At 60.8% G+C, this 24,764-nt stretch carries 14 protein-coding genes; 12 read left to right on the forward strand and 2 right to left on the reverse strand.

Features of this window, described 5'->3' with window-relative positions; translation table 11 throughout:
• Positions 1–256: 256 nt before the first annotated feature.
• Positions 257–1,051 (reverse strand): enoyl-CoA hydratase/isomerase family protein, encoded by a 795-nt coding sequence (locus tag LF252_RS02915; RefSeq protein WP_226267254.1) that lies wholly within the window; start codon positions 1,049–1,051, stop codon positions 257–259.
• A 90-nt stretch (positions 1,052–1,141) separates the two neighbouring features.
• On the opposite strand from LF252_RS02915, the gene LF252_RS02920 reads away from it, so the two are divergent.
• A complete protein-coding gene (locus LF252_RS02920; RefSeq protein WP_226267256.1) occupies positions 1,142–1,915 on the forward strand; it encodes an N-acetyltransferase in 774 nt (257 codons plus the stop codon).
• A gap of 399 nt (positions 1,916–2,314) precedes the next feature.
• On the opposite strand, the gene LF252_RS02925 is transcribed toward LF252_RS02920, so the two are convergent.
• On the reverse strand, positions 2,315–4,189 hold the full coding sequence (locus tag LF252_RS02925) for a glycoside hydrolase family 35 protein (protein WP_226267258.1): 1,875 nt from the start codon (positions 4,187–4,189) through the stop codon (positions 2,315–2,317).
• 686 nt (positions 4,190–4,875) lie between these two features.
• Here LF252_RS02925 and LF252_RS02930 point away from each other — a divergent pair.
• From LF252_RS02930 to LF252_RS02980, 11 genes are all read left to right on the forward strand, one after another.
• Positions 4,876–7,974 carry a SusC/RagA family TonB-linked outer membrane protein gene (locus LF252_RS02930; RefSeq protein WP_226267260.1) on the forward strand — a complete coding sequence of 1,033 codons (3,099 nt, stop codon included), beginning with the start codon at positions 4,876–4,878 and terminating at the stop codon, positions 7,972–7,974.
• 22 nt (positions 7,975–7,996) lie between these two features.
• The gene (locus tag LF252_RS02935) at positions 7,997–9,532 is read left to right on the forward strand and encodes a RagB/SusD family nutrient uptake outer membrane protein (RefSeq protein ID WP_226267263.1); all 1,536 of its coding nucleotides are present in this window, start codon (positions 7,997–7,999) and stop codon (positions 9,530–9,532) included.
• Positions 9,533–9,620: 88 nt separating this feature from the next.
• A complete protein-coding gene (locus LF252_RS02940; protein ID WP_226267265.1) occupies positions 9,621–11,087 on the forward strand; it encodes an RICIN domain-containing protein in 1,467 nt (488 codons plus the stop codon).
• A gap of 93 nt (positions 11,088–11,180) precedes the next feature.
• A complete protein-coding gene (locus tag LF252_RS02945; RefSeq protein ID WP_226267279.1) occupies positions 11,181–12,728 on the forward strand; it encodes a glycoside hydrolase in 1,548 nt (515 codons plus the stop codon).
• A gap of 81 nt (positions 12,729–12,809) precedes the next feature.
• Positions 12,810–13,835 carry a N(4)-(beta-N-acetylglucosaminyl)-L-asparaginase gene (locus tag LF252_RS02950; RefSeq protein ID WP_226267281.1) on the forward strand — a complete coding sequence of 342 codons (1,026 nt, stop codon included), beginning with the start codon at positions 12,810–12,812 and terminating at the stop codon, positions 13,833–13,835.
• A gap of 2 nt (positions 13,836–13,837) precedes the next feature.
• Positions 13,838–14,557 carry a copper homeostasis protein CutC gene (locus LF252_RS02955; protein ID WP_226267283.1) on the forward strand — a complete coding sequence of 240 codons (720 nt, stop codon included), beginning with the start codon at positions 13,838–13,840 and terminating at the stop codon, positions 14,555–14,557.
• A 68-nt stretch (positions 14,558–14,625) separates the two neighbouring features.
• On the forward strand, positions 14,626–16,074 hold the full coding sequence (locus LF252_RS02960; protein WP_226267286.1) for an alpha-L-fucosidase: 1,449 nt from the start codon (positions 14,626–14,628) through the stop codon (positions 16,072–16,074).
• A 146-nt stretch (positions 16,075–16,220) separates the two neighbouring features.
• On the forward strand, positions 16,221–18,614 hold the full coding sequence (locus LF252_RS02965; protein ID WP_226267287.1) for a glycoside hydrolase family 3 N-terminal domain-containing protein: 2,394 nt from the start codon (positions 16,221–16,223) through the stop codon (positions 18,612–18,614).
• Positions 18,615–18,817: 203 nt separating this feature from the next.
• Complete coding sequence (locus LF252_RS02970) at positions 18,818–19,702, forward strand: ROK family protein (protein WP_226267289.1); 885 nt, start codon at positions 18,818–18,820, stop codon at positions 19,700–19,702.
• On the forward strand, positions 19,699–22,020 hold the full coding sequence (locus tag LF252_RS02975; RefSeq protein WP_226267291.1) for a glycoside hydrolase family 20 protein: 2,322 nt from the start codon (positions 19,699–19,701) through the stop codon (positions 22,018–22,020). The genes LF252_RS02970 and LF252_RS02975 overlap by 4 nt, the downstream gene beginning before the upstream one ends.
• A gap of 31 nt (positions 22,021–22,051) precedes the next feature.
• Positions 22,052–24,697, forward strand: coding sequence for a glycoside hydrolase family 2 protein (locus tag LF252_RS02980; RefSeq protein ID WP_226267293.1), 2,646 nt, complete (start codon positions 22,052–22,054; stop codon positions 24,695–24,697).
• The last annotated feature ends 67 nt before the right edge of the window (positions 24,698–24,764 follow it).

A 24,764-nucleotide genomic window follows, 5' to 3' on the forward strand; every position in this document is an offset into this window, starting at 1 on the left:
CCCTGCTACGGCTGGCCCTTGCTGCAACTGCGCCTGTTCAGTTAGTGCCGCGCAACCACGAGTGTACGGGAGAATTTTATCTATCTGCTTATCAAGGGTATGAATGGCAGGTGATTTGTCTGGTCTGGTAAACTCCAGGTGTATTGCAAACCCTGGCCAGCTACACATGCCAATACCGGTAAGAGCAGCTGTTTTGCAAGCAACGAGTGGAGAAAAATAAAAAGCCCCGCCAGGCAGGGCGGGGCTTTTTGCTGAGCTATTGAATAGCATTTGCCTGGAATGTGGGTCGCCGCTTCTCTACGAAAGCACGGGTTCCTTCCTGAAAATCCGGTGCCTCACAGCATCTCTGAAACGATTCGACTTCTACCTGGTAGCCAGTTTTCGGGTTCGTAAAGTGTGCGTTTACGGCTTTGACTACTTGGCTAATAGCTGACAAGGAATTAGTGAGTATGCTTTCCAATAGTGCATGGCAGCTAGGTACCAGTTCATCGGGAGCCACCACTTGGTTCACCAGACCTATCCGATAAGCTTCGGCAGCTGGTATTTGCTTGCCGGTGAAGATATATTCGAAGGCCCGGCCTTTGCCGATGAGCGCAGGCAGGCGCTGCGTGCCACCGTACCCGGGCATAATTCCCAGGCTTACCTCTGGCAAGCCAAATCGTGCGGTTTCACTTGCTACCCGGATGTGGCAGGCCATGGCCAGCTCGGTGCCGCCGCCTAAGGCAAACCCGTTTACGGCGGCCACAACCGGTTTGGGACAGTTCTCGATAAGGTGGCAGACCTGTTGGCCCCGCAATACAAATGGCAGACTACTTTCGGCGCTGAGCTGCTGAATCTCCGCAATGTCGGCTCCCGCTACGAAGGCTTTTTCCCCAGCTCCAGTTACGAGGATAGCTTTCACCTGAGGCTCACCAATGGCGTATACAAACGCGGCCTCCAACTCATCAAGCGTCTGATGATTCAGTGCGTTGTACTTGCTGGGGCGGTTGATGGTAAGCGTGAATATTCCCCGCTCGTTGAGGTCTGTCACGATGTTGTGGAAGATTGTCATAGGAAAGGAAGCATGAATAGTGGCTGCTAGTTAACCAGCCACAGTGAAAAGGCCTATTATTACCGCATATTCCACCCTAAACGAGTTCTAATGAAATTTACTAACCACAATGTCCGTATTGGACATAATGTCCAGATAGGAGAGAATGTCCGAATCGGCGACAATACGACCATTTATGACAATGTCATCATCGGGGACAACACTGTCATCACCAACGACTGTGTTATCGGCGACCCGCTATATGCCTACTACAAAGATCCTGACTACGTTAACCCGCCTACGGTTATCGGAGCTAACTCCTTTATCCGAAGCCATGCCATCATTTATGCGGGCAGCACCTTTGGCGAGGGCTTGGTTACAGGGCATCGCATTACAGTTCGGGAAGGAGCCGTATTCGGCAACAACTGCCTGATTAGCACGTTAGTTGATATTCAGGGCAATTCTACCTTTGGTGACTACGTGCGCATTTACAGCAACGTGCACATCTGTGAGTTCAGCACGGTTGGTAGCTATGTGTTTCTGTATCCCTATACCATCTTCACCAACGACCCGCTTCCTCCTTCGAACGTGTATAAAGGACCAACGATTGGTGATTACACCATCATTGCGGTCCACTCCGTAGTTCTGCCGGGAACGACTATTGGCGCGAATTGTCTGATTGGTGCTAACTCCGTGGTGTCCCGTAATATTCCTGACTATAGCTTTGCCGTGGGCAGTCCGGCTAAAGTGCAGCGGGATATCCGGGAAATTCGCTCAAAAGAGCAGGAAGGTACCCACTATCCGTGGATGTACCGCTTCAGCCGGGGGACGCCCTGGGCCGACATCGGCTTTGACGCCTGGGATAAGCTTCACGGTAAACAATAAGGGGGCACTTCGCCGAACCGAGACACGGCTTTTTCGGTAAACCAGCTACCAGCCAAAGCGCACCACCAACACGGCCAGCAGAACGAAAGCAATTCCCGCTATCAGCCAGGCGAAAAGCTCTTTGGCGTGAAACGGTTTCGGCCGGCGTGGGTGGTGTGGCATACAGGATAGATAACGCAGATTCTATATACGATTAATTTCCTGCCTGTAGATTGCCATCGATGAGCATAACCGGCCCGATTTCAGTCGGACATTACTTCTTGCTTCCAACATTTCGGGAAATGGGTTTACGAATGTGGAAGCCGGTTGCAGCAAGTACAGCAAGCTACCCCGTTCCATCCTGACAATAAATAATGAGGCGGCATCAGGGTGCCGCCTCATTATTTATTGTCAGGATGTTTATTTGCGGGCTTCGCCGTCGGGATGAACCACGTCCAGGATAGGTTTATCGAGGCTGGTGAGCTGGTCCTGGTCGGTTTTCAGCAGCTCCAGCACGACCACTTCGTTCTGGCCTTTTTTCAGCCATTCGGCAGGTACGTACATGGTCTGCGTTGGCCCGATTTCCCAGAAGCGACCCAAGTGGTGGCCGTTCACCCACACGCAGCCTTTGCCCCAACTGCTCATATCAAAGTAGGTATCCGCGGGTTTGGCAACGGTGAAGGAGCCGCGGCGCAGTACTGGGGCGTTGCTGCTAGGTTTAGCCGTGGCCTTAGCTGCGGCGGGCGGCGTGGTGAAGGGCATGGGGTAGTGCTGCCAGGCGGTGAGGGGCTGCCCGGCAAAGCTCACGCCTCCGGTTAGGCCCTTACGGTTCTGGTTGAGGAAGGGCCCAAAGTTCAGGCGGCCCATGTTTTCTACCAGAATGTCCAGCGTAACCGAGCCGGCGGGCAGCTTCAGCTCTACCTGCTCCTGGTTGAGGCGACGGTCGAGGGTGGCCACGCGCTGGCCGTTCACCAGCACCACGGCGTAGTCGCGCAGGTCCTTGAGCTGCAGGGCGCCGGTGCGGCCGCCAGGTACGGTAGTGCGGTACAGCACGTAACCGTAGGGCTGGCTCAGGTCCTCGAAGGTGAGAGGCTGGGCGTTGGCTACCGGCTTAGGCAGGGCAGTGAGCAGGCTGGTGCTGCTGGTGAGGCTGATAGCGGGCAGGCGCATGGCCGGCTTGGCCGCGGGAACCGGCGGCAGTTGCTGGCCCTTGGGCAGGTGTTTCTCGATAACCTGCCGGAACGCCATAAACTTAGCCGTAGGGTTGCCGGCCTCGTCCAGCGGGGCATCGTAGTCGTAGCTGCTGGTCTGGGGCTCGTAGCGGGTATCACCGCCCTTGTAGTTGGCCCCGTTCATGAAGCCCCGGGTGGTGCCCCCGTGGAACATGTACATGTTGATGGAGATACCCGCACCCAACACCGAATCGAGGCGGGTGCTATACTGGGCGGCCGGCACGGTGTGGTGCGGGGTGCCCCACCAGTCAAACCAGGCCGGGTACCATTCGGCAATGTAGTAGGGGCCCTTGCCGCCGTGATTCTGGCGCACCACGTTTTTTACCTTCTTGGGGCTGTCCCAGCCGTTCACGGCCGGCAGCAGTCCGTCGAGGTGGCCCTCGGTTACTTTCTCGCCTGGGTCGCAGGTGTAGAGCAGTCCATCAAAACCGGCTTGCTGGAACATGCGGCGGTTTTCGGCTAGGTACTTTTTGTCGCTGGCGTAGAAGCCGTACTCGTTTTCTACCTGCACCATCAGCACAGGGCCACCGTGGTTGACTTGCAGCGGTGCCAGCTGCTTGGCTACTTCCTTCAGGTAGCGGCCGTAGGCGGCCAGGTACTGCGGCTCCAGGCTGCGCACCTCCAGGCCCTTCTGCTTCTGCAGCCAGTAGGGGTAGCCCCCAAATTCCCACTCGGCGCATACGTAGGGGCTGGGGCGCAGCACCACCCACAGGCCCTCTTCCTGAGCCGTACGCACAAAGGCAGCAATATCATTGTTGCCGCTGAAGTCGTACTTGCCCGGCTCCGGCTCGTGCAGGTTCCAGAATACGTAGGTGCCAATGGTGTTCAGCCCCATGGCTTTGGCCGCTTTCATGCGGGCCCGCCACGCTTCCCGCGGAATGCGGGGGTAGTGCAGCTCCCCCGAAATCATCTGGAAAGGCTTGCCATCGAGCAAAAACTGTTCGTCGCCTAGGGCAAAGGTGTGCTTGGCCGTGGCCGGCTTGGGGGCAGTGGATTGAGCCAGGGCACCCGTGGTCAGGCTCAGACCGCTCAGGAGCAGTCCGGCAATATGCTTTCCTATCATCACGTGCTAGAAAGGAGATGTGGCGAATAAGGTTTGGAAGGAGTGGAGTGGGGCGCAGCAGTGCTGCTATGCCAGAGCAGTACGGAAGGAGAAGCGGAGGGCGGCACAACAAACAATGCAGGCGAATTCTCAGGCCGCCGGCTCCGGTTCGGGGTAGGCTCAAAGGTAGAGGCAGCAGCCAACCGGAGAGCGTGCCAAATCCTGCGATAATGGGCGGTAAATCCGCCAAATCCGGTGGATTGATGGTATCAGGTCCTCAGTATGAGGAGTGGGGCCAGTGAAGAGCGAGGGTTCAGGGGATACCACTAGCTGGCACCCGCACCGCTGGTATGGGCTGTTACCCTTACTGCGCTTCCCTTGGCAGATGTGCGGCTTCTTCTGCCCGCTATGAGTCGGCGACCAGCTGTTGCGTGCCCATGTGTGTAGCTGAACAGTAGGTGGTAGGTGCTTAGGCCCTCTGAATGGCACCTGTGAGGGGTAGCAAATGGGTCAACCAAGTGGGGCGGCGAATCTCTACCCCCTTATAGCCCGAAATACCGCCCGATTTCGCCGCAACCTCCCGGTAGTTTTACCCCAGCTTACAACAGCTCGGGTTGCAGTACTCCTTTGAGTCCAGTAACCACTCACTCCCGCCACCACTTCCCTCCCTCACGGGGCTGCCCCGCCGGCCCACAATTTCCTCCCACATGCAGAGAACCTCTATTTTGCTATGCAGTGCCCTCCTGCCGCTGGCCGCTGCTCCCGCCCTGGCTTCGGCTGCTCCCGTAAGCAAGCCCGGTACGGAAGCCGTAGTAGCCGACGGCCCCGTAAGCGGTACCGTCCGCGACGAAAAGGGTGCCGGTATGCCCGGCGTAACGGTTATCCTGAAGGGCACCTCTGTGGGTACCACTACCGACCAGAACGGCAACTTCTCGTTGCAAATTCCGGCCGGTACCGCCAACCCCACTTTGGTGTTCACCTCCATCGGCTACTCTCGGCAGGAGGTGGCCGTGGGCAACCAGGCCACGCTGTCCCTGGCCCTCAGCCCCGATACGCAGCTGCTGAACGAAGCAGTAGTAGTAGGTTACGGTAGCCAGGAAAAGCGCACTGTAACCAACGCCGTAACCACCGTGGCCGGTAAGGAGCTCTCCAAGCTCACGGTGAGCGACGTGGGCTCGGCCCTGCAGGGTAAGGCCGCCGGCGTAACGGTTGTGGGCGCAGGCTCGGAGCCGGGCACTCCGCCCCAGATTCTGATCCGCGGTATTTCTACCATCAATGGCAACTCGCCGCTGTACGTGGTGGATGGCTTGCCGGTGAACAACATCAACTTCCTGAACCCGAAGGATATTGCCACCATTTCGGTGCTGAAGGATGCGGCCTCGGCGGCCATCTACGGCTCGCGCGCTGCCAACGGCGTTATCCTGATTACCACCAAAACCGGCACCAAGGGCGAGTCGGTTATTGCGGTGGATGCCACCACCGGCGTATCCAGCCCCACGCGGGTGCCCGATATGGCCTCGGCCAGCGAGTACGCCCGCCTGATGAACCTAGCAGCTTCTAACTCGGGCCTGCCGGCCGTGTACCAGAACCCGGCTTCCTTCACCGAAACCACGAACTGGTGGAAGGAAATTTCCCGGCGCGGCATCACCCAGAACTACTCGCTGGGCCTCTCGGGCGGCAGCGACAAGCTGGTGTACTCCACGGGCCTGAGCTACTTCAAGGAGCGGGGCCTGATTCTGGGCTCGGATTTCGACCGGCTGTCCTTGCGCCTGAAAACGCAGTACCAGCCCGCCCGCCGGCTGAAAGTGGGGCAAGACCTGACCCTTACCACCACCGGCCAGCACTACCAGAACAGCGGCAGCCTGTTCCGCGACGCCTTCAACGATGACCCCATCACGAAGGCCCGCGTACCCGGCACCTCCGGCAACCCCTACGACTACTACGGTGCCTCGCCCACCGACATTGGCAACCCGCTGGCCGTAGTGGAGCGCAACGACGACCGGCGCAACAACTACTCGGTGGTGGGCAACCTGTACGCCAACTACGAGTTCATCGACGGGCTGGTGCTGGAAACCCGCGTGGGCACCAACACCAACATCTACGAGCGGGACTCGTTCTACCCGTTTTTCAAGATTGATGGCAACGAGCAGAACCTGGTAAACTCCGTAACCCGGGAGCACAACCTGGGCATCTACTGGAACAACACCAACACGCTCACCTACACCAAAACGCTGGGCGACCACAACTTCACGGCTCTGGCCGCCGGTACGCTGGAGAAGTTCGACAACCGCACCCAGTCGGGCTCGGGCCAGGCCATTCCCAGCAACGACCCCAGCCTGCGCTACCTGGATGCCGCCACGGCCAACTACGCGGCCTACGGCAACAACTACGTGAATACCATTGCCTCCCTGATTGGGCGCGTGAACTACGACTACAAAGGCCGCTATTTGCTGTCGGCCAGCGTGCGGCGCGACGCGGCCTCGGTGTTCCCCACCAACAACCGCTGGGGCACGTTCCCCTCGCTGTCGGTAGGCTGGTTGGTGTCGGATGAGTCGTTCTTGAAGTCGTTTGAGACGCTGAACTTCATGAAGCTGCGCGCCAGCTGGGGCCGGGTGGGCAACCAGAACATCAGCAACACCGCCTTCATCGGCACCCTGGCCAAAACCTACTACGTAACCGGCGTGGATGCCACCCAGCAGGTGGCCGTGGTGCAAAGCAACGTGCCCAACACCGACGTGAAGTGGGAAACGGTGGAGGACTACAACGTGGGTACCGACCTGGGCTTGTTCAACAACCAGCTCACGGTAACGGCCGACGTGTTCCGCCGCAATACCTACGACATGCTGATGTACCAGGCTATTCCGGGCCACGTGGGGGCGGGCTACAACAGCCCTATCACCAACGTGGGCAGCATGCACACCAACGGCTTCGATTTCACGGTGGGCTACAACAAATCGGCCGGTGATTTCACCTACGGCGTGAGCGTGAACGGCACCCGCGCCATCAGCCGCATTGACAAGCTGGCCAACGGGCAGGCCATTTACTCGGGCAACACGCCCATCTTCGGCCGGCCCTCCAAAACCGAGGAAGGCGGCTACGTGGGCGCGTTCTACGGCTACCAGACCAACGGCATCTTCCAGAATCAGGGCGAGGTTGACAGCTACAAAGCCTCCAATGGGCAAATCATTCAGCCCAACGCCAAGCCCGGCGACTTCCGCTTTGCCGACCTCAACGGCGACGGTAAGATTGACGCCAACGACCAGAAGTTCATCGGCAACCCCTTCCCGGACCTGACCTTCGGGGTAAACCTCACGGCCGGCTACAAGGGCTTCGACCTGCAGGCCTCGCTGGTGGGCAGCTTCGGCAACGACATTGTGAATGCCAACAAAGGCTGGTGGTACTCGGGTAGCTACAACTACAATAAGATTGCCGGCCTCGAAGATAAAGCCTGGCACGGCGAAGGCACCAGCAACACGGTGCCGCGCGTGGTGGCCAACGACAACAACCAGAACCTGACGCGCTTCTCCAACTTCTACGTGGAAAATGGCTCCTACGCCCGCGTCCGGAACCTGCAGCTGGGCTACACCTTCAACAACGGCCTGGTGAACACCATGCGCATGAAGAGCCTGCGCCTGTACGTGAGCGGCCAGAACCTGTTCACCTTCACCAAGTACAGCGGCCTCGACCCCGAGCTGGGTTACGGCCGCTCCTACACCGACGGGGCCTCTGCCCTGAACCGCGGCGTAGACCTGGGCAACTACCCCACCAACCGCACGTTCCTGGCCGGTGCCAACATCACGTTCTAACGCTTCCCACCCGCTCCCTGTCATGAAAAAATACTGTCTATATGTGGGCCTGGTTTCTCTGGGCCTCGCGCTGCAGAGCTGCGAAGATTTCCTGACCCAGCTGCCCAACGGCCAGCAGACTACCGCCAACTTCTACACCAACGCCGACGAGTGTAAAGCGGCCGTAATGGGCTGCTACGCCCTCACCGACCAGGACGACTGGTGGAAAATTGACCGCACCCGCATGTTCGGCGACGCTGGCTCGGACGATGCCTGGAAGGGCAATTCCATTGCCGGCGACCAGCGCGAGTTCGGCGACTTCTCGCGCTTCTTCTGGCTGCCCAACAACGAGTGGTTCGATAACCGCTACACCTTCATCTTCCAGGCCATCGGCAACTGCAACGCCGCGCTGGTAGGAGTGGAGAAGGCCCCCATTGACGCCACCTTGAAGCAGCAGTTGCTGGGCGAGCTGAAGTTCCTGCGCGCCTACAACTACTTTGAGCTGGTGAAGGGTTACGGCGGGGTGCCGCTGGTGCTCACGCCGGTGTCGCCGAGCCAAGCCCTTACCATCCAGCGCTCCAGCACTGCCGACTGCTACGCCCAGATCATCAAGGATTTGCAGGATGCCGCCGCCGCGCTGCCTGAAAAGGCCGCCCGCCCCAGCAGCGAGAAAGGCCGTGCCACCAAAGGGGCTGCCAACGCCTACCTGGCTAAAGCTTACCTGTTCACCGAGCAATGGTCGTTGAGCCAGCAAGCGGCTGAGTTGGTTATCAATTCGGGCCAGTACAACCTCAACGATGAGTTCAGCTACGTGTGGAACGTGAACAACCACAACGGCAACGAGTCCATTTTTGAGCTGAACTACAACGCTAACCAAACCTTCAACCTGGGTACGGCTCTGACGGTGGTGATGCGCAGCCGCGCCGACAACGGCTGGGGCTTCAACACACCTACTAGCAACCTGGAGCAGGCCTTCGGCAACGACCCCCGCCGCAAGTGGACCATCATCAAGGAGGGCGACAACGTGGGCCCGAAAACGGCCAGCTTCGACTACTCCAAGTACGACACCAAACCGTCGGAAAACGAGTCGGGCCGCATCAGCCGCAAGATGTTCGTGCCCCTGGCCGACCGTCCGGCCAACGAGCGGGAGCATTCCCCGCTTAACCGCATCGAAATGCGCTACCCCGATTTGCTGCTGATTCACGCCGAGGCTTCGCAGCGCCTGGGCCAGGATAGCAAAGCCCTTACCTCGCTGAACCTGGTGCGGGCCCGCGCCAACCGCCTGGAGCCCGGCACCGTACTGCCCCGCACCTCCAGCGGCTCGCAGCTGCTGGCCGATATCTGGCTGGAGCGCCGCCTGGAGCTGGCCATGGAAGGCCACCGCTACTACGACCTGGTGCGGCAGAAGCGCCTGGTACAGGTAATGCAGGCCTTCAACGCCTCCCAGCGCACCAACACCGACCAATACGACGGCGGCAAGGTGAAGGACCAGATTTCGGAGAAGAACAACCTGTTCCCGATTCCCACTCCCCAGATTCAGCTCTCGGGCGGCGTGGTAACCCAGAACCCCGGTTACTAACCCGAATTGAATGCCTAGTGCCCGGCGCAGATTGTTTCTGCGCCGGGCATTTGGTTGTTACTGGCTTCTCTCTGTTGAGTTTATTCCCATGATACGTTCAGTTATTCTGTCCCGCTTATCGGCCACAGCCCTCCTGCTGGCGCTGGCGGGCTGTGGCTCTAATTCCCCGGACCCCGCGCCAACCCCGCCCGTTACCGCGGAGCCCGTGCTGGCCGCCGGGCTGGGCGCGGGCAACATTGCCGGCCTGAACTGGGCCGACCCCCGCGACAACTTTGTGGACGATGCCCTAGTGCTCTCGGGCCTGCAGGCCGGCGACACTTACGCCACCGTGCAAACCAAATCGGCCAAAATCATCGGCGGCCTGCAGGGCAGCACCGGGGCCAACACCGTGCGCCTGCCTATCAACCCGGCCACGGCTACCGGCGCTACCTGGGAAGCCTACACCGGCGCCATCGACCAGGCCCTGGCCAAAAACATGAAGGTGATTCTGGCCTGTTGGGAAAGCAGCTCCCGCCGCGACGGCCGCGTGGACGACCCGGCGCAGTTCATCAGCATGTGGCAAACGGTGGTGGGTAAGTACGGCACCAACCCCAAGGTGTACTTCGAGGTGTTCAACGAGCCCTACGGCTACTCCCTCGCCGAGCTGGGCACCCTGTACGCCGATTGGCTGAGCCGTTTTCCGGCAGTGCCTCAGAACCGGGTGCTGCTGGGCGGCACGGGCTACTCCGAGGACCTGACCAGGCTGGGCACCGATTCTCGCTTCAGCAACTGCCTGCTTTCCCTGCACCTCTACGACTTCTTCTACGGCAGCCCCGCCACCACGGCGGCGGGCTGGGAAGCCGTGTTTGCCAGCAAGCTGGGCAACAACGCCAGCCGCACGGTTTTTACCGAATGGGGCGCGTTCATGACCACCGGCGTGAACTACTATTCGGCCATTGATAACGACGTAAAGAAGGCCTACGTGTTGGGCGTGAGCAACTATTGCCGCCAGCACAACATTGCCAGCGTGTACTGGCCCGGCCTACGCAGCGGCGACCAGTACAGCCTGCTGCAGTTTGATGGCACCAACACCACCGTGACTAACGGCTCGGGCCTGGGCCGGGTGCAGTTTGCCTGGGGCGAGGGGCTGGGCGGCACCAATCAGCTGTTTCCCAACGCCTACTACCGCCTCATCAACCGCAGCAGCGGGCAGGTAGCCGATGTGAACGGGGCCAGCAAGCAGCCCATGGCCCCCGTGGTGCAGTGGTACTCCAACGGGGCCGTCAACCAGCAGTGGCAGCTCACCTCGGCCGGCAGCTACTACACGCTCAAAAACCGCAACAGCGGCCAGCTGCTCGATGTGGCTACCACCATGGTAGTGCAAAACCCCGACAACAGCGCCCCAACCCAGCAGTGGCAGCTTACGGCTAACGAGGTTGGCTACTACACCCTCAAAAACCGCAGCACCAGCCAGGTGCTGGATGGAAGCGGGGCCTCTACCACCACGGCGGCGGGGGTGATGCAGGCGGCCGGCACCAACAGCGCCGGCCAGCAGTGGCTGGTGTGGCAGCAGTAACCACTTTTCTTTGTGCTTTCCCTTTCCACCTTATCGGCGGCTGCTACCGAGTTAGTAGTGGCCGCCGCTTTCCGTTCTATGTCAATCTTTTCCATGCAACAGGTTCGTGGGCTGGCGGCGGGCGTAATCGGCAGCTTGTGGCTGCTGGCGCAGCCGGCCTACAGTCAGTCGGTGCCCACCTACACCGTCCGCATCGAGCCCGGCCAGCCCCGGCAAACCATTGCCAACTTCGCCGCTTCCGATGCCTGGGCCTGCCAGTTTGTGGGCAACTGGCCCGCGGCCAAAAAAGAAGCCATTGCCGACCTGCTGTTCAGCACCGCCACCGGACCCGGCGGACAGCCCCGGGGCATTGGCCTCTCGATGTGGCGCTTCAATATTGGGGCGGGTAGTGCCGAGCAGGGCGAGCAAAGCGGTATCAAGGATGAATGGCGGCGCGCTGAGTCGTTCCTGACCCCGGCCGGCACCTACGACTGGAACCGGCTGGCCGGGCAGCGCTGGTTTCTGGAAGCCGCCCGTAAGCGGGGCGTAGAGCAGTTCCTGGGTTTCCTGAACAGCCCACCCGTGAGCCTCACCCGCAATGGCAAAGCTTACGCCACCGCCAAGCAACCCAACCTGGCCCCCGAGCGCCAGGCTGCCCTAGCCGACTACTGCGTGCGGGTGCTGGAAGGCCTGCGCCAGAAAACGGGCATCACCTTCCAGTACCTCAGCCCCGTAAACGAGCCCCAGTGGGACTGGAGCGACGGAGGCCAGGAAGGCACGCCCTTCCGCAACGACGACATCAGCGGCATTGCCCGGGCACTGGGCCCGAAGCTGCAAGCCAGTAAGCTGCCCACCCAAATACTCATCACCGAAGCAGGCAAGCTCGACTACCTCACCGGCCCGGCCGATAAACCCGAGCAGGGCAGCCAGATAGCCGCTTTTTTCGGGAATACCGCGGCTTCAACCTACTTAGGGAATACGCCCCGGGTGGCGCGCATCATAGCCGGGCATAGCTACTTCACCACCTCGCCCCAAACGGTGGCCGTGGCTACTCGTGAGCAGCTGGCCGCCCAGGTGGCCGCTGTGCAGGGGCTGGCGTTCTGGCAGTCGGAGTACTGTATTTTGGGTGATAACGCGGGCGAAATCAACGGCGGCCCGCGTGATTTGGGCATGACGGCGGCGCTCTACCTTGCCCGGGTAATTCACACCGACCTCACGGTGGCCAACGCCACGGCGTGGCAGTGGTGGCTGGCCGTGTCTCCCTACGATTACAAAGATGGGCTGGTGTACGTGGACAAGAACAAGACCGACGGCAACTACTACTCCAGCAAAATGCTGTGGGTACTGGGCAACTATAGCCGCTTTGTGCGCCCCGGGGCCGTACGCCTCACCGCCACGCTCGAAGGCGCACCGGCTAATGCTCCTCTGGTATCGGCCTACCGTAGTCCCAACGGCCGACAGCTTATTACGGTGGTGGTAAACCCCGCCGCTACCGCCGCCGACCTGCGCCTGGAGGTGGCCGGTAAGCCCTCAGACAAAGGTCAATCTTACGTTACCTCCGCCACTACGGACCTCGCTCCAGGCCAGGACCTGAAAGGCGGCGAACTGCTGCACGTAGCACCCCAATCGGTGACTACACTGGTGAGCCAACTGAAAAACTAGACTTTCCGAGGTGCTCAACCGGGGTGAAACATCACCCGAAAATCAGTTTCTTTGAGGACGCCCATTTCGACTTTCTCCCGTATGCCTACTCGCCGTAAATTTCTGGTCTCTTCTGCAGCCAGCGTGGCCGCGCTGGCCGCCAGTCCATCCGTAGAAGCGTTCAGCCTGCCTCCGTTGCCTGCCAAAGGAAAGCCATTAGTGATTTCGACCTGGGACACCGGCTTAGCAGCCAACCTGGGTGCCTGGCAAGTGCTGAGTAAAAACGGCCGGGCCCTTGATGCCGTGGAAGCCGGCGTGATGGTGACAGAAGACTCACAAAACTGCTGCGTGGGCCTGGGCGGCAACCCCGACCGGGAGGGCATCGTGACGCTCGACGCCTGCATCATGGACGACCAGTTCAACTGCGGCAGCGTGGCGGCTTTGGAGCGCATCAAGCACCCCATTAGCGTGGCCCGGCGCGTAATGGAGCGCACCCCGCATGTGATGCTGGTGGGCGAAGGCGCCCAGCAGTTTGCCGTGGCGCAGGGCTTCCCTCTGGAGCCTCAGAAGCTCAGCCCCGATGCGGAGAAGGCTTACAAAGAGTGGCTGAAAACCAGCCAGTATAAGCCCGTTATCAACATTGAAAACTCGGGTAACCGCAAAAACGGTCCGGTAGGCGGCGGCCCCAACAACCACGACACCATTGCCATGCTGGCTCAGGATGCCCAGGGGCGCCTGAGCGGCAGCTGCACCACCAGCGGCATGGGCTTCAAAATGCGCGGCCGCCTCGGCGACTCACCCCTGATTGGCTCGGGCCTGTTTGTGGACAATGCCGTGGGTGCCGCCGCCGCCACCGGCCAGGGCGAAGACATTATCCGCATTGCGGGCTCGCACACGGTGGTAGAATTTATGCGCCAGGGCATGAGCCCCACGGCAGCCTGCAAAGCAGCTGTGGAGCGGGTGGCTCGCATCAAAGGCGACAAGGCCAAGGAAATCCAGGTGTGCTTCATTGCCATTAACGCGCAGGGGCAGCATGGGGCATTTGCCCTGCAAAAGGGGTTCAGCTACGCCGTGTGCGACGCCCAAAACCAGCAGCAGCTCATCCAGGCGGGCTACTTGCTGACATGAGGATGCCCGTGCTGGAAATCTGTGCGGGCTCGGTGCAGTCGGCCGTGGCGGCGCAAGCTGGGGGCGCCCATCGAATTGAGCTCTGCCAAAGCCTGGAGCAGGGGGGCATTACGCCGTCGTACGGCACTATCCAGCGCGCGTTGGCTCAACTCACCATTCCTGTATTCGTGCTGATTCGGCCGCGGCCGGGCAACTTCGTGTACGATACGCAGGAGCTAGCTATTATGGAAGCTGATATCCGGCAGTGCCGGGCGCTGGGCTGCGCGGGCGTGGTATTAGGCGTGCTGGATGAAACCGGGCGCGTGGCCGTAGAGGCCTGCCAGCGGCTGATGGAAGCTGCCGGACCGTTGCCCGTTACGTTTCACCGCGCTTTTGATGCCTGTCCCGACCAGGCCCAGGCGCTGGAAGACGTCATCGGTCTGGGCTGCCAGCGGATCCTGACCTCCGGGGGGAAGGCTACCGCCCCGGAAGGGCAGGCTCAACTGGCCGCCCTAGTGCGGCAGGCAGCCGGGCGCATCAGCATTATGCCGGGTTCGGGCATTACGCCAGCTACCATCCGGGAGGTTGCGCGCAGTACGGGCGCTGAGGAGTTCCACGCCAGCGCAAAAAAGCTGCTTGCCGCTCCTCCCGCAGCCAAAGCCACAGAATTTGACGCACCGCGCTGGGAAACTGATGCTGCCGTTGTATGGGAGCTGGTGAGGCAGCTACTGTTTGAGAGTTGAATTGTGCATCCTAGGGTATATCCAACCAGCATTAGCTTACAAATTCCTCCTATTACACTTAACGGCGTATGAATTTCAGGAAAGCTACCCTTGCGCTGGCCTTGTGCACCGCGCCCACGGTGCTGCCGCTGCGGGCCCAGGAGCAAGGCGTGCACCAGCAGTCTACTCAGTACGAAGCGCCTACCGACCCGCTGGTGCGGCAGAAGCTGGAGAAGTGGCAGGACCAGAAATTTGGGCTGATTCTGCACTGGGGCCTGTACGCCGTGCCGGGCATTATCGAGTCGTGGGAGTTGTGCTCGGAAAGCTGGATTGAGCGGGACAGCACCGTGGCCTACGAGGACTACAAGAAGTGGTACTGGGGCCTGAGTCAGCAGTTCAACCCTGTGAACTTTAACCCCGAGCAGTGGGCCCGCGTGGCCAAGCAGGCGGGCATGCGCTACTTGGTGTTTACCACCAAGCACCACGACGGTTTCAGCATGTTCGACACCAGGCAGTCGGATTTTAGCATCACCCACGGCCCGTTTCGCAATAACCCGCGGGCCAACGTAGCCAAGTACGTGTTTGAGGCGTTCCGCAAAGAAGGTTTTATGCTGGGGGCCTACTTCTCCAAGCCCGACTGGCACTCCCAGAACTTCTGGTGGCCCAAGTACGCTACGCCCGACCGCAACGTGAATTACGACATTCGGAAGTATCCCTGGCGCTGGCAGCAGTACCAGCAGTTCACCTACAACCAGATCAGCGAGCTGGTGCACGACTATGGCTCCCTGGACATTCTGTGGCTGGATGGGGGCTGGGTGCGGCCCCGCGAAACCGTGAATGCCGAAGTCCGTGCCTGGGGTGCGCCCATTCCGGAGTTCAGCCAGGACGTAAACATGCCCCGTATTGCCGCCATGGCCCGCGAGGCCCAGCCCGGCATCCTGCTGGTGGACCGCACCGTGCACGGTCCCTACGAAAACTACCAAACCCCCGAGCAGCGTGTACCCGACCACAAACTGGATAACCCCTGGGAAAGCTGCCTGACGCTGGCCAACAACTGGGGTTACGTACCTAACGACCAGTATAAGTCGCCCACCCGCATCATTCACTCCCTGGTAGAAGTGGTGGCTAAAGGTGGCAGCCTGCTGCTGGGCGTGGGCCCCAAACCCGACGGCACCCTGGCCGACGAAGCCGTGACGCGGCTCCAGGAAATAGGGAAGTGGTTGCAGGTGAACGGGGCCGCCATTTACAATACCCGTACTACCGAGCAGTACCAGGATGGCCGCACCTACTTTACGCAAAGCAAGAAGGGTACGCGCTACGCCATTGCCTGTTTACCAGAAGATAAGCCCGCGCCTACCCGTATTGAATGGACCGGAAACGTGCCCAAAAAAGGCAGCCGGATGACCCTGCTGCAAACCGGCAAACCCATAACCTGGACCCGACAAGGCAACCAGGTGCAGGTAACTCTACCCGCGGCGCTGGCAAAACAAGCCGGGGCGTATCCGGCCCTAGCGTTTGCTTTTATCCCTGAGCAGTAGCCGGTGCTGTCTGTTGATGAGCACGTCATGCAGAGCGCAGCGAAGCATCTCGCGTGCTGACATCAGAATTACTACTGCAACATCAGCACGCGAGATGCTGCGCTCTACATGACGGTTTTTGGGCAAGTCTTACACTGTATTCACGAATGCGTAAACTTTTACTCCTCGGGCTATACTTCCTCAGCACGGCGGCCCACGCCCAACAGGCCCGACCGCTGTATAAGGACAGCAAAGTGCCGACTGAAGCCCGGGTGCGGGATTTGCTCGGGCGTATGACGGTGGAGGAGAAGGTGGGCCAGCTTTCCACGGTGCTGGGCTGGGAAATGTATGAGAAAACCGGTAAACAAGTAAGTACCAGCGTGGCCTACCGTAGGGCGGTAGATGAACGTCATATCGGAGGCCTATGGGCCACGCTGCGCGCCGACCCCTGGACCCGCAAAACCCTGACCACCGGCCTGAACCCTACTCAGGCCGCCGAGGCCACCAATGCCCTGCAGAAGTACGCCGTGGAACACACCCGGCTGGGCATTCCGCTGTTTCTGGCCGAGGAGTGCCCGCACGGCCACATGGCCATCGGTACCACCGTATTCCCGACGGCCATTGGGCAGGGCAGCACCTGGAACCCCGCCCTGCTGCGGCAGATGGCGGCGGCCATTGCCACCGAGGTGCGGGTGCAGGGTGGCCATATCGGCTACGGCCCGGTGCTGGACCTGGCCCGGGAGCCGCGTTGGTCGAGGGTGGAGGAAACCTACGGCGAGGACCCGGTGCTCATCAGCCAGTTGGGCGTGGCTGTGGTGCAGGGCATGCAGGGTAGCAGCCTGCAAAGCGGCTACAACGTCATTTCTACGCTCAAGCACTTTGCCGCCTACGGGGTGCCGGAAGGTGGGCACAACGGCGGCAGCATCAGCACGGGCTACCGGGAACTGTACCAGAGTTTTCTACCGCCGGTGCACGCCGCTGTGAAAGCCGGGGTACAGTCCATCATGACTTCCTACAACTCCATTGATGGGGTGCCATGCTCAGCCAATGCGTTTCTGCTGACGGATGTGCTGCGCCGGCAGTGGGATTTCCAGGGCTTTACCTTGTCGGACCTGGGCAGCATCAGCGGCCTCCGGACCAGCCACCACGTGGCGGCTACCCCGGCCGAAGCGGCAGCCCTGGCCATCAACGCTGGCCTCGACGACGACCTGAGCGGCTACGGTTACGACAAGGCTTTACTGGAGGCCATCAACCAGAAGCTCGTTTCCACAGAAACCCTGGACCGAGCCGTGGGGCGGGTGCTGCGGCTGAAGTTTGAGATGGGCCTGTTTGAGAATCCCTACGTGGATGCCCGGAAAGCGGCCCGGCAGGTGAACAGCCCGGCCCACGTGCAACTGGCCCGGCAGGTGGCACGGGAGTCGATGGTGCTGCTCAAAAACGAACGAAACGTGCTGCCGCTGTCTAGGTCGCTGCAGCGCATTGCTGTCATCGGCCCCAACGCTGATAATGTCTACAATCAGCTCGGCGACTACACCGCCCCCCAGCCCGAGAGCAACGTGACGACGGTGCTGGAAGGCATCCGGGCGAAGATGCCCGCTGAGGCGAAGGTGACCTACGTGAAGGGTTGCGCCATTCGGGATACTGCCGGGGCCGACATTGCCGCCGCCGTGGCCGCCGCCCGCCAGGCCCAGGTTGCCGTGGTGGTGGTGGGCGGTTCCAGTGCCCGCGACTTCAAAACCGAATATCAGAGCACCGGCGCCGCCACCGTAGCCAGCGGCCACCAAGCCCTCAGTGACATGGAAAGCGGGGAAGGCTACGACCGGGCCACCCTGGACCTGCTGGGCCTGCAGCAGGAATTGCTCGAAGCCGTGGTGAAGACGGGCACGCCGGTGGTGGTGGTGCTCATCAAGGGCCGGCCACTGAACCTGGACTGGATGGCTGCCCACGTGCCCGCCGTGCTCGACGCCTGGTACCCCGGTCAGGAAGGCGGTAACGCCGTGGCCGATGTGCTATTCGGCGACTACAACCCGGCTGGTCGCCTGCCCATTTCGGTGCCCCGGCACGTGGGCCAGCTGCCGGTGTATTATAACGCCCCGCGCCCCGCCCGCCAGAACTACGTGGAGATGGATGCCAAACCGCTCTACAGCTTCGGCTACGGCCTGAGCTACTCCCAATTCGCCTACTCCGACCTGCGCCTGACGCCCACTGAAACCAGCGGCGCGGTGAAGGTGGCGGTGAGCTTTCAGGTGAAAAACACCAGCGCCCGCGCCGGCGACGAGGTGGCCCAGCTCTACCTGCGCGACGAGGTAAGCTCCGTAGTGACGCCCGACCGGCAGCTGCGTAAGTTCCAGCGCTTCCACCTGCAAGCCGGCGAGCAGCGCGAGGTAACGTTCGAGCTAACAGCCGAAGACCTGATGCTGCTGAACCAGCGCCTGGAGTGGGCCGTGGAACCCGGCGCTTTTACAGTAATGGTAGGTACCGCTTCGGATGATATACGGCTGCAGGGGCAATTCAGCGTGACCCAGGCCATTACCGTGGCGACTACTACACAGCAGAAATAAGCATGGTGGCGACTATGTCCATAAACGCTAAGACGCCATGCCGTACGCTGCCGGAACATGAGGCACGGGCAAAACAGGAGTTGCCGGTTAATGCCAGCGGCATCATATTTTGGCCTGCTTACCGTCCTTTTGTAACTATTTTACCGGAGCGCCCGGCCTTATCAGTAATTTGAAACCCGAAGCCTACTCAGGCGCTAACCTGCATGCATCACCCCAAGTACATCGGCATCGACATCGGCGGCACCAAAATCCATATTGGGGTAGTGCAGAACGGCGTTGTGATGCAGGAAAAGCGGTTTGAAACGGCTGCTACCGCCCCGCAAGAATACATTCTGGCCGAGCTAGCAAGCCACCTCAAAGAGGTAATAGACGCAGAGGTGGCCGGCATTGGCATTGGCACGCCGGGACTAGTAGATGAGGCCAACGGCATCATTTACAACGTGCAGAATATCCCGTCCTGGCAGCAGGTACCGCTCAAGCAGTTCCTCGCGGGCCGCTTCGGCAAGCCCGTATACATCACCAACGATGCCAACGCCTTTGCGGTGGGCGAGAAGATGTACGGACAGGGCCGGCCGTTTGCCCACCTGGTTGGGCTGGTGCTGGGTACCGGCGTAGGGGCGGGCCTCATCCTCAACCACGATGTTCACGCCGGGGTGCTGTCCAGCGCCGGGGAGTTTGGCTGCCTGCCCTACCGGGATAAAACCTTTGAGGAATACTGCAGCGGCAAGTTCTTCACCCAGCAAACCGGCCGCTCGGGGGCCGAGTGGCACGCCTTGGCCCAGCAGGGCGACGCGGAGGCGTTGGCGGTGCTCACGGAGTACGGCCGACACCTGGGCCACCTCATCAAGAGTATACTGTGTACGGTGGCTCCGCAGGCCGTTTTCTTGGGTGGCTCTGTCAGCAAATGCTTTGAGTATTTCTGGGGCGGCTTGCAGGAGACACTGCGCGAATTTCCTTTTTCGAAGGTGGTGGAGCAGTTGGTGGTTGCGCCTTCCACCCTCAATAATGCGGCCGTCCTGGGTGCCGCGGCCTTGTGCCACCTCAAGCAGGAGTTACCTTCCCATTATTCTACTGCGCCTTCCCTGTGAGAAAGAAAATCTGGCTGCCACTGGCCGCACTACTAGGGCTGTCTGGAGCCGCCGCATACGCTCAGCAACCTGCCCCGAATTCAGCAGTTTCCATTATTCCGCAGCCAGTGCGCCTTACGGCTGGCACCGGGAGCTTTGCCGTTACGTCGGCCACCAGAATTTACGTCGACCCCAAAAATGAGGAGTTGCGTCGCATTGGCGAAACGCTGAGCCAGGATATCAAACGAGCTTCGGGCGTGCAGCCTCAGGTAGTAGCGGCCACGCCGGGAAAAGCCAGCGCCGGTGGCATCCGGCTAAGTCTGCGGCCGGCCCTGGATAGTCTGGGTGCGGAGGGCTACATGCTCAGTGTGCAGCCCACCCAAGTGATGCTGACTGCCGGCAGCGCCCAAGGCATATTCCGGGGCTTGCAAACTATCCGGCAATTGCTTCCCACTGAGCGCATCACAGTCCTAAACCTGCCGGCGGTAGAGGTGACGGACAAGCCCCGCTACCAGTGGCGCGGTATGCACCTCGATGTGAGCCGCCACTTCTTCGGGGTGGAGTTTGTGAAGAAGTACATCGACTACCTGGCCCTGCACAAGCTGAACACCTTCCACTGGCATCTTACCGACGACCAGGGCTGGCGCATCGAAATCAAGAAATACCCCAAGCTGACTTCGGTGGGTGGCTGGCGCGACGGCACGCTCATCGGTCACTACACCGACCAGCCCCACCAGTTCGACAACCAGCGCTACGGCGGCTTCTACACCCAGGAGCAGATAAAGGAAGTAGTACGCTACGCCCAAGAACGCTACATCACCGTGGTGCCGGAAATTGAGATGCCCGGCCACGCGGTGGCGGCGCTGGCGGCGTACCCGGAGCTGTCGTGCACCGGCGGGCCGTTTAAGGTAGAGCGGCTGTGGGGCGTGTTCGACGATATTTTCTGCGCCGGCAACGAGCAGACGTTCACCTTTCTGCAAGACGTGCTGACGGAAGTAATGCCCCTGTTTCCGGGCAAAGTCGTGCACATCGGCGGCGACGAAGCGCCTAAAACCCGCTGGCACAGCTGCCCCAAATGCCAGGCCCGCATGAAGGCCGAAGGGCTGAAAGACGAGCACGAACTGCAAAGCTACTTTGTGCAGCGCATGGAGAAATTCGTCAACTCCAAAGGCAAAAGTATCATCGGCTGGGATGAAATCCTGGAAGGCGGCTTGGCGCCGAATGCGGCGGTGATGTCGTGGCGCGGGCAGGAGGGCGGCACCACCGCGGCCCGGCAGCAGCACAACGTGGTGATGACGCCCGGCTCGCATTCCTACTTCGACCACTACCAGGGCCTGCCCGAGCTGGAGCCCTTGGCCTTCGGCGGTTACTTGCCGCTGTCGAAAGTATACACCTTTGAGCCCACGCCCAAGGAGCTGACGGCCGCCGAGCAGCAGTACATTCTGGGCGGGCAGGCCAACATCTGGACCGAATACATTCCCTCGGAGCAGCAGGTGGAGTACATGGCATTTCCGCGCATGTCGGCGCTGGCCGAGGCGCTCTGGTCGCCGGCGCGGCTGCGCAACTGGTCCGATTTTCAGCAGCGCATGCGCCAGCAGTACCGTCGCTACGAGGCCTGGGGCGCCAACTACGCCCGTAGCGCGTTCAACGTGCGCCAGCAGCTCACCCTCAATCCCGCCCAACGTACCACCACCGTGACCCTGCAGATGGACGCCGCCGGCCCGCAAATCCGGTACACCCTGGATGGCTCCGCGCCCACGGCTTCGTCAACGGCCTACACCCAGCCCTTCCCGGTAGCCAATTCGGCCGTTATCAAAGCCGCTTCCTTTGAAGATGGCAAGATGACGGGTAAGGTTACGACGCGGGAGCTGCTCGTACACCAGGCCTTCGCCAAGCCCGTAGCGCTGACCAGCGAACCTAACAAAAGCTACCGCGGCACCGGCCCCTTCACGTTGGTTGACGGCCAAAAAGGCACCACCAACCATACTGATGGCCAGTGGCTGGGCTTCTATGGCACTGACCTGATAGCTACTCTCGACTTGCAGCAAGCTACCGACATCAGCACCGTGAAGGCCACCTTCCTGCAGGCCGTGGGTTCCGGCATCCGGCTGCCCATCAGCATGGAAGTGGCCGTGTCGACGGACGGACAGACGTACCGGACGGTGTACGCCGCCGTCGCCACTTCAGACACGCGGACAAAGCCCGGCATCAGCGAAGTGCAGGCCGACGTGAAAAAGACCAAGGCCCGGTTTGTTCGCGTCACCGCCAAAAATGCCCAGGCCCCCGGCACCACCAAGCCCGATACCTGGCTGTTCGTGGATGAAATTGCGGTGCAGTAGCGTGGTGTCTGGTTTTGCTGAACTCCGTCGGATGAAGAAACATCTACTTGCGCTGCTACTGACGTTGGTTGTCTGGCCCCTGGCCGCGCAACAGCACTACGAGCTGAATTCGGGCTGGCTGGCCCAACCCATTGCCAAAGTGCAGGCGGAAGGGCCGCAGCTTTCCCAGCCTGGTTACCCGCTGGCGGGCTGGCTGCCGGCCGTGGTGCCGGGTACGGTGCTGACTACTCAATTAGCCAACAAGCAGGTGCCCGACCCGTTTTTCGGGATGAATAACCAGCGCATTCCCGACATCTACCGTACCGGGCCGGGCTATTATACCTACTGGTTTGTCAAGGATTTTCAGGAAGCGCCGGCCGTCGGCACTGGCCAGGTGTGGCTGCACCTGCGGGGCGTGAACTACAGCTGTGAGGTATTTCTGAACGGGCAGAAGCTCAACCAACAAACCCACCGCGGCATGTTCCTGCGCCAGAGCTACAACATCACGCCCCGCTTGGCCCCGGATGGCCGCAACCGCCTGGCCGTGCTGGTATACCCGCCTGACCCCATGGGCAACCCCAACGGCGGCCAAGCCGGCGACGGCACCATTGCCCGCAGCGTGACCCACCAGTACGTGGCCGGCTGGGACTGGATTCAGCCCATCCGGGACCGGAATACGGGCATCTGGGACAAGGTCACCATCGAAAAAACCGGCCAGATCAACCTGAAAAACCCGCACATTATCACCCACGTGCCCGGCTTGCGCAAACCCACCGCCCCCCAGCAGCCTGCCTTGCTCGACGTGACGGCCGAATTGGAAAACCCGACAGGTAAAAAGGTGACGGGTACGCTCCAGTACACCATTGACGGGCAGACAGTGGCGCAAAAAGTAACCCTACCGGCCCGCTCCACCCAACTGGTGCGCCTGCCTACGCTTACGCTTCCCAACCCCAAACTGTGGTGGCCGAACGGCTACGGTGCGCAGCCGCTGTATTCCTCGCAGCTGCAGTTTCTGGTGGGTAGGACCGTGTCGGATGCAGAGGAGGTGACGGTGGGGGTGCGCGAAATCCGGCCCGAGTGGAACGCCCGCACCCAGAGTATGCAGGTGCTGGTGAACGGGCAGCGCATCTTCATTAAGGGAGGCAACTGGATTATCTCCGATGCTATGCTGCGCTTCTCGGAGGCCCGCTACGATGCCGAAATTCGCTTCCACCGCGACATGAATCTGAACCTGATTCGGGTGTGGGGCGGGGCGCTGCTGGAACGCCCGGAGTTCTTCCAGGCCTGCGACCAATACGGGCTGCTGGTGATGCAGGACTTCTGGATGACGGGCGACGCCAATGGCCGCTGGGTGGACCCCTTGAAGCTGGACGACCAGTATGCCCGCCGCCAGTACCCCCAGGACCACCGCCTGTTCCTGCGCTCCGCCGCCGACCAAGTGAAGCTGGTACGCAACCACGCCTCCCTGGCCATCTGGTGCGGGGGCAACGAAATTACCCCACCCCGCGACATCCTCGCCGCCCTGCAAGATTCCATTCTGCCCCAACTGGATGGCACGCGCTGGTTTGTGCCCTACTCCAATGCCGACAGCATGTCGATGAACACGCTGGGCGGGGGCGGCGACGGACCCTACACTATTCAGCCCATCGGCCGATTCTGGAGCCAGCGTACGTACCCGTTCAACTCGGAAGTGGGCTCCGTGGGCGTGGGCGACGTGGAGTCGTTGGAGCGGTTTCTGCCGGCCGCCAACCTGGTGCCACCGCAGTTTGTGGGCACCCCGGCCAGGCCCGCTGAGAAGGTTGATTCGGTGTGGGACTACCACAAGTACATCGGCTACGAAAACTACCTGCTGCCCTACGGCGCGCCCACCGATGCCCGCGACTTCGGCCGCAAAGCCCAGCTGGTGAATTACGAGCAGTATCGGGCCCTAATGGAAGGCTTCAGCGCCCATATGTGGGACTGGTACACGGGCAGCATCATCTGGAAAACCCAGAACCCCTGGACGGCCCTGCGCGGGCAGATGTATGACTACTACCTCGACCCCAATGCCTGCCTCTACGGCCTGCGCACCGGCAGTGAGCCCGTGCACGTGCAGTACAACCCCGTGGATAGCGTGGTGATGCTGACCAACAACGGCTTCGAGGTGCAGCGCGACCTAATGCTGGTGGTGGATGCCTACGATATGGCGGGCAAAAAGACGGGCATCACCCAGGTCGTCGTGGAAATCAACCCCTCGATGTCGAAAAAATACCTGCCCATCAACAGCGTGGTACGGCAGCTGGCCCGGGAGAAAGGCCTGTTCCTGTCGTTGCAGCTCCTGAACCTCAGCAAGCAGCCCGTCAGTCAGAACCTCTATTGGCTGCCCGATAGCAAGGGCGAATATTCCGGCCTGAAAATCATGCCCAAAGCAACCCCGCAAGTGGTTGCGAAGTCAGTAGGTACAGGCAAGGTGGAAGTGGTGCTGACCAACCCGGCCGGAGCCCCCGTGGCCTTTTTCAACCGCCTGGCCCTCGTGAATCCCGCCACTCAGAAGCGCATCCTGCCCGTGTTCTATTCTGATAATTACGTGTCGGTGCTGCCGGGGGAGCGGAAAACCGTGTTGCTGGACTACACGCCCACTGCCGACGTGCCCGCGCCGGTGGTGGCCGTGGAAGGCTGGAATGTGGTGAAGCAGCTGGTGCCTGTGGCCGTCAAGTAACTGGCTGTAAGAGGAAAAAAGAACGTCATTCCGAGCGGAGCCGAGGAATCTCGCGTGCTGATGCAGG

The sequence above is a fragment of the Hymenobacter pini genome, from assembly GCF_020421205.1.
GTDB classification, from domain to species: domain Bacteria; phylum Bacteroidota; class Bacteroidia; order Cytophagales; family Hymenobacteraceae; genus Hymenobacter; species Hymenobacter pini.

Bases quoted from the DNA above. Each gene is read 5' to 3' on its own strand.
- LF252_RS02930 (WP_226267260.1), top strand. From the start codon at position 4,876: ATGCAGAGAACCTCTATTTTGCTATGCAGTGCCCTCCTGCCGCTGGCC.
- LF252_RS02940 (WP_226267265.1), top strand. From the start codon at position 9,621: ATGATACGTTCAGTTATTCTGTCCCGCTTATCGGCCACAGCCCTCCTG.
- LF252_RS02925 (WP_226267258.1), bottom strand. From the start codon at position 4,189: ATGATAGGAAAGCATATTGCCGGACTGCTCCTGAGCGGTCTGAGCCTG.
- LF252_RS02980 (WP_226267293.1), top strand. From the start codon at position 22,052: ATGAAGAAACATCTACTTGCGCTGCTACTGACGTTGGTTGTCTGGCCC.
- LF252_RS02960 (WP_226267286.1), top strand. From the start codon at position 14,626: ATGAATTTCAGGAAAGCTACCCTTGCGCTGGCCTTGTGCACCGCGCCC.
- LF252_RS02955 (WP_226267283.1), top strand. From the start codon at position 13,838: ATGCCCGTGCTGGAAATCTGTGCGGGCTCGGTGCAGTCGGCCGTGGCG.
- LF252_RS02945 (WP_226267279.1), top strand. From the start codon at position 11,181: ATGCAACAGGTTCGTGGGCTGGCGGCGGGCGTAATCGGCAGCTTGTGG.
- LF252_RS02920 (WP_226267256.1), top strand. From the start codon at position 1,142: ATGAAATTTACTAACCACAATGTCCGTATTGGACATAATGTCCAGATA.
- LF252_RS02965 (WP_226267287.1), top strand. From the start codon at position 16,221: ATGCGTAAACTTTTACTCCTCGGGCTATACTTCCTCAGCACGGCGGCC.
- LF252_RS02970 (WP_226267289.1), top strand. From the start codon at position 18,818: ATGCATCACCCCAAGTACATCGGCATCGACATCGGCGGCACCAAAATC.
- LF252_RS02915 (WP_226267254.1), bottom strand. From the start codon at position 1,051: ATGACAATCTTCCACAACATCGTGACAGACCTCAACGAGCGGGGAATA.
- LF252_RS02935 (WP_226267263.1), top strand. From the start codon at position 7,997: ATGAAAAAATACTGTCTATATGTGGGCCTGGTTTCTCTGGGCCTCGCG.
- LF252_RS02950 (WP_226267281.1), top strand. From the start codon at position 12,810: ATGCCTACTCGCCGTAAATTTCTGGTCTCTTCTGCAGCCAGCGTGGCC.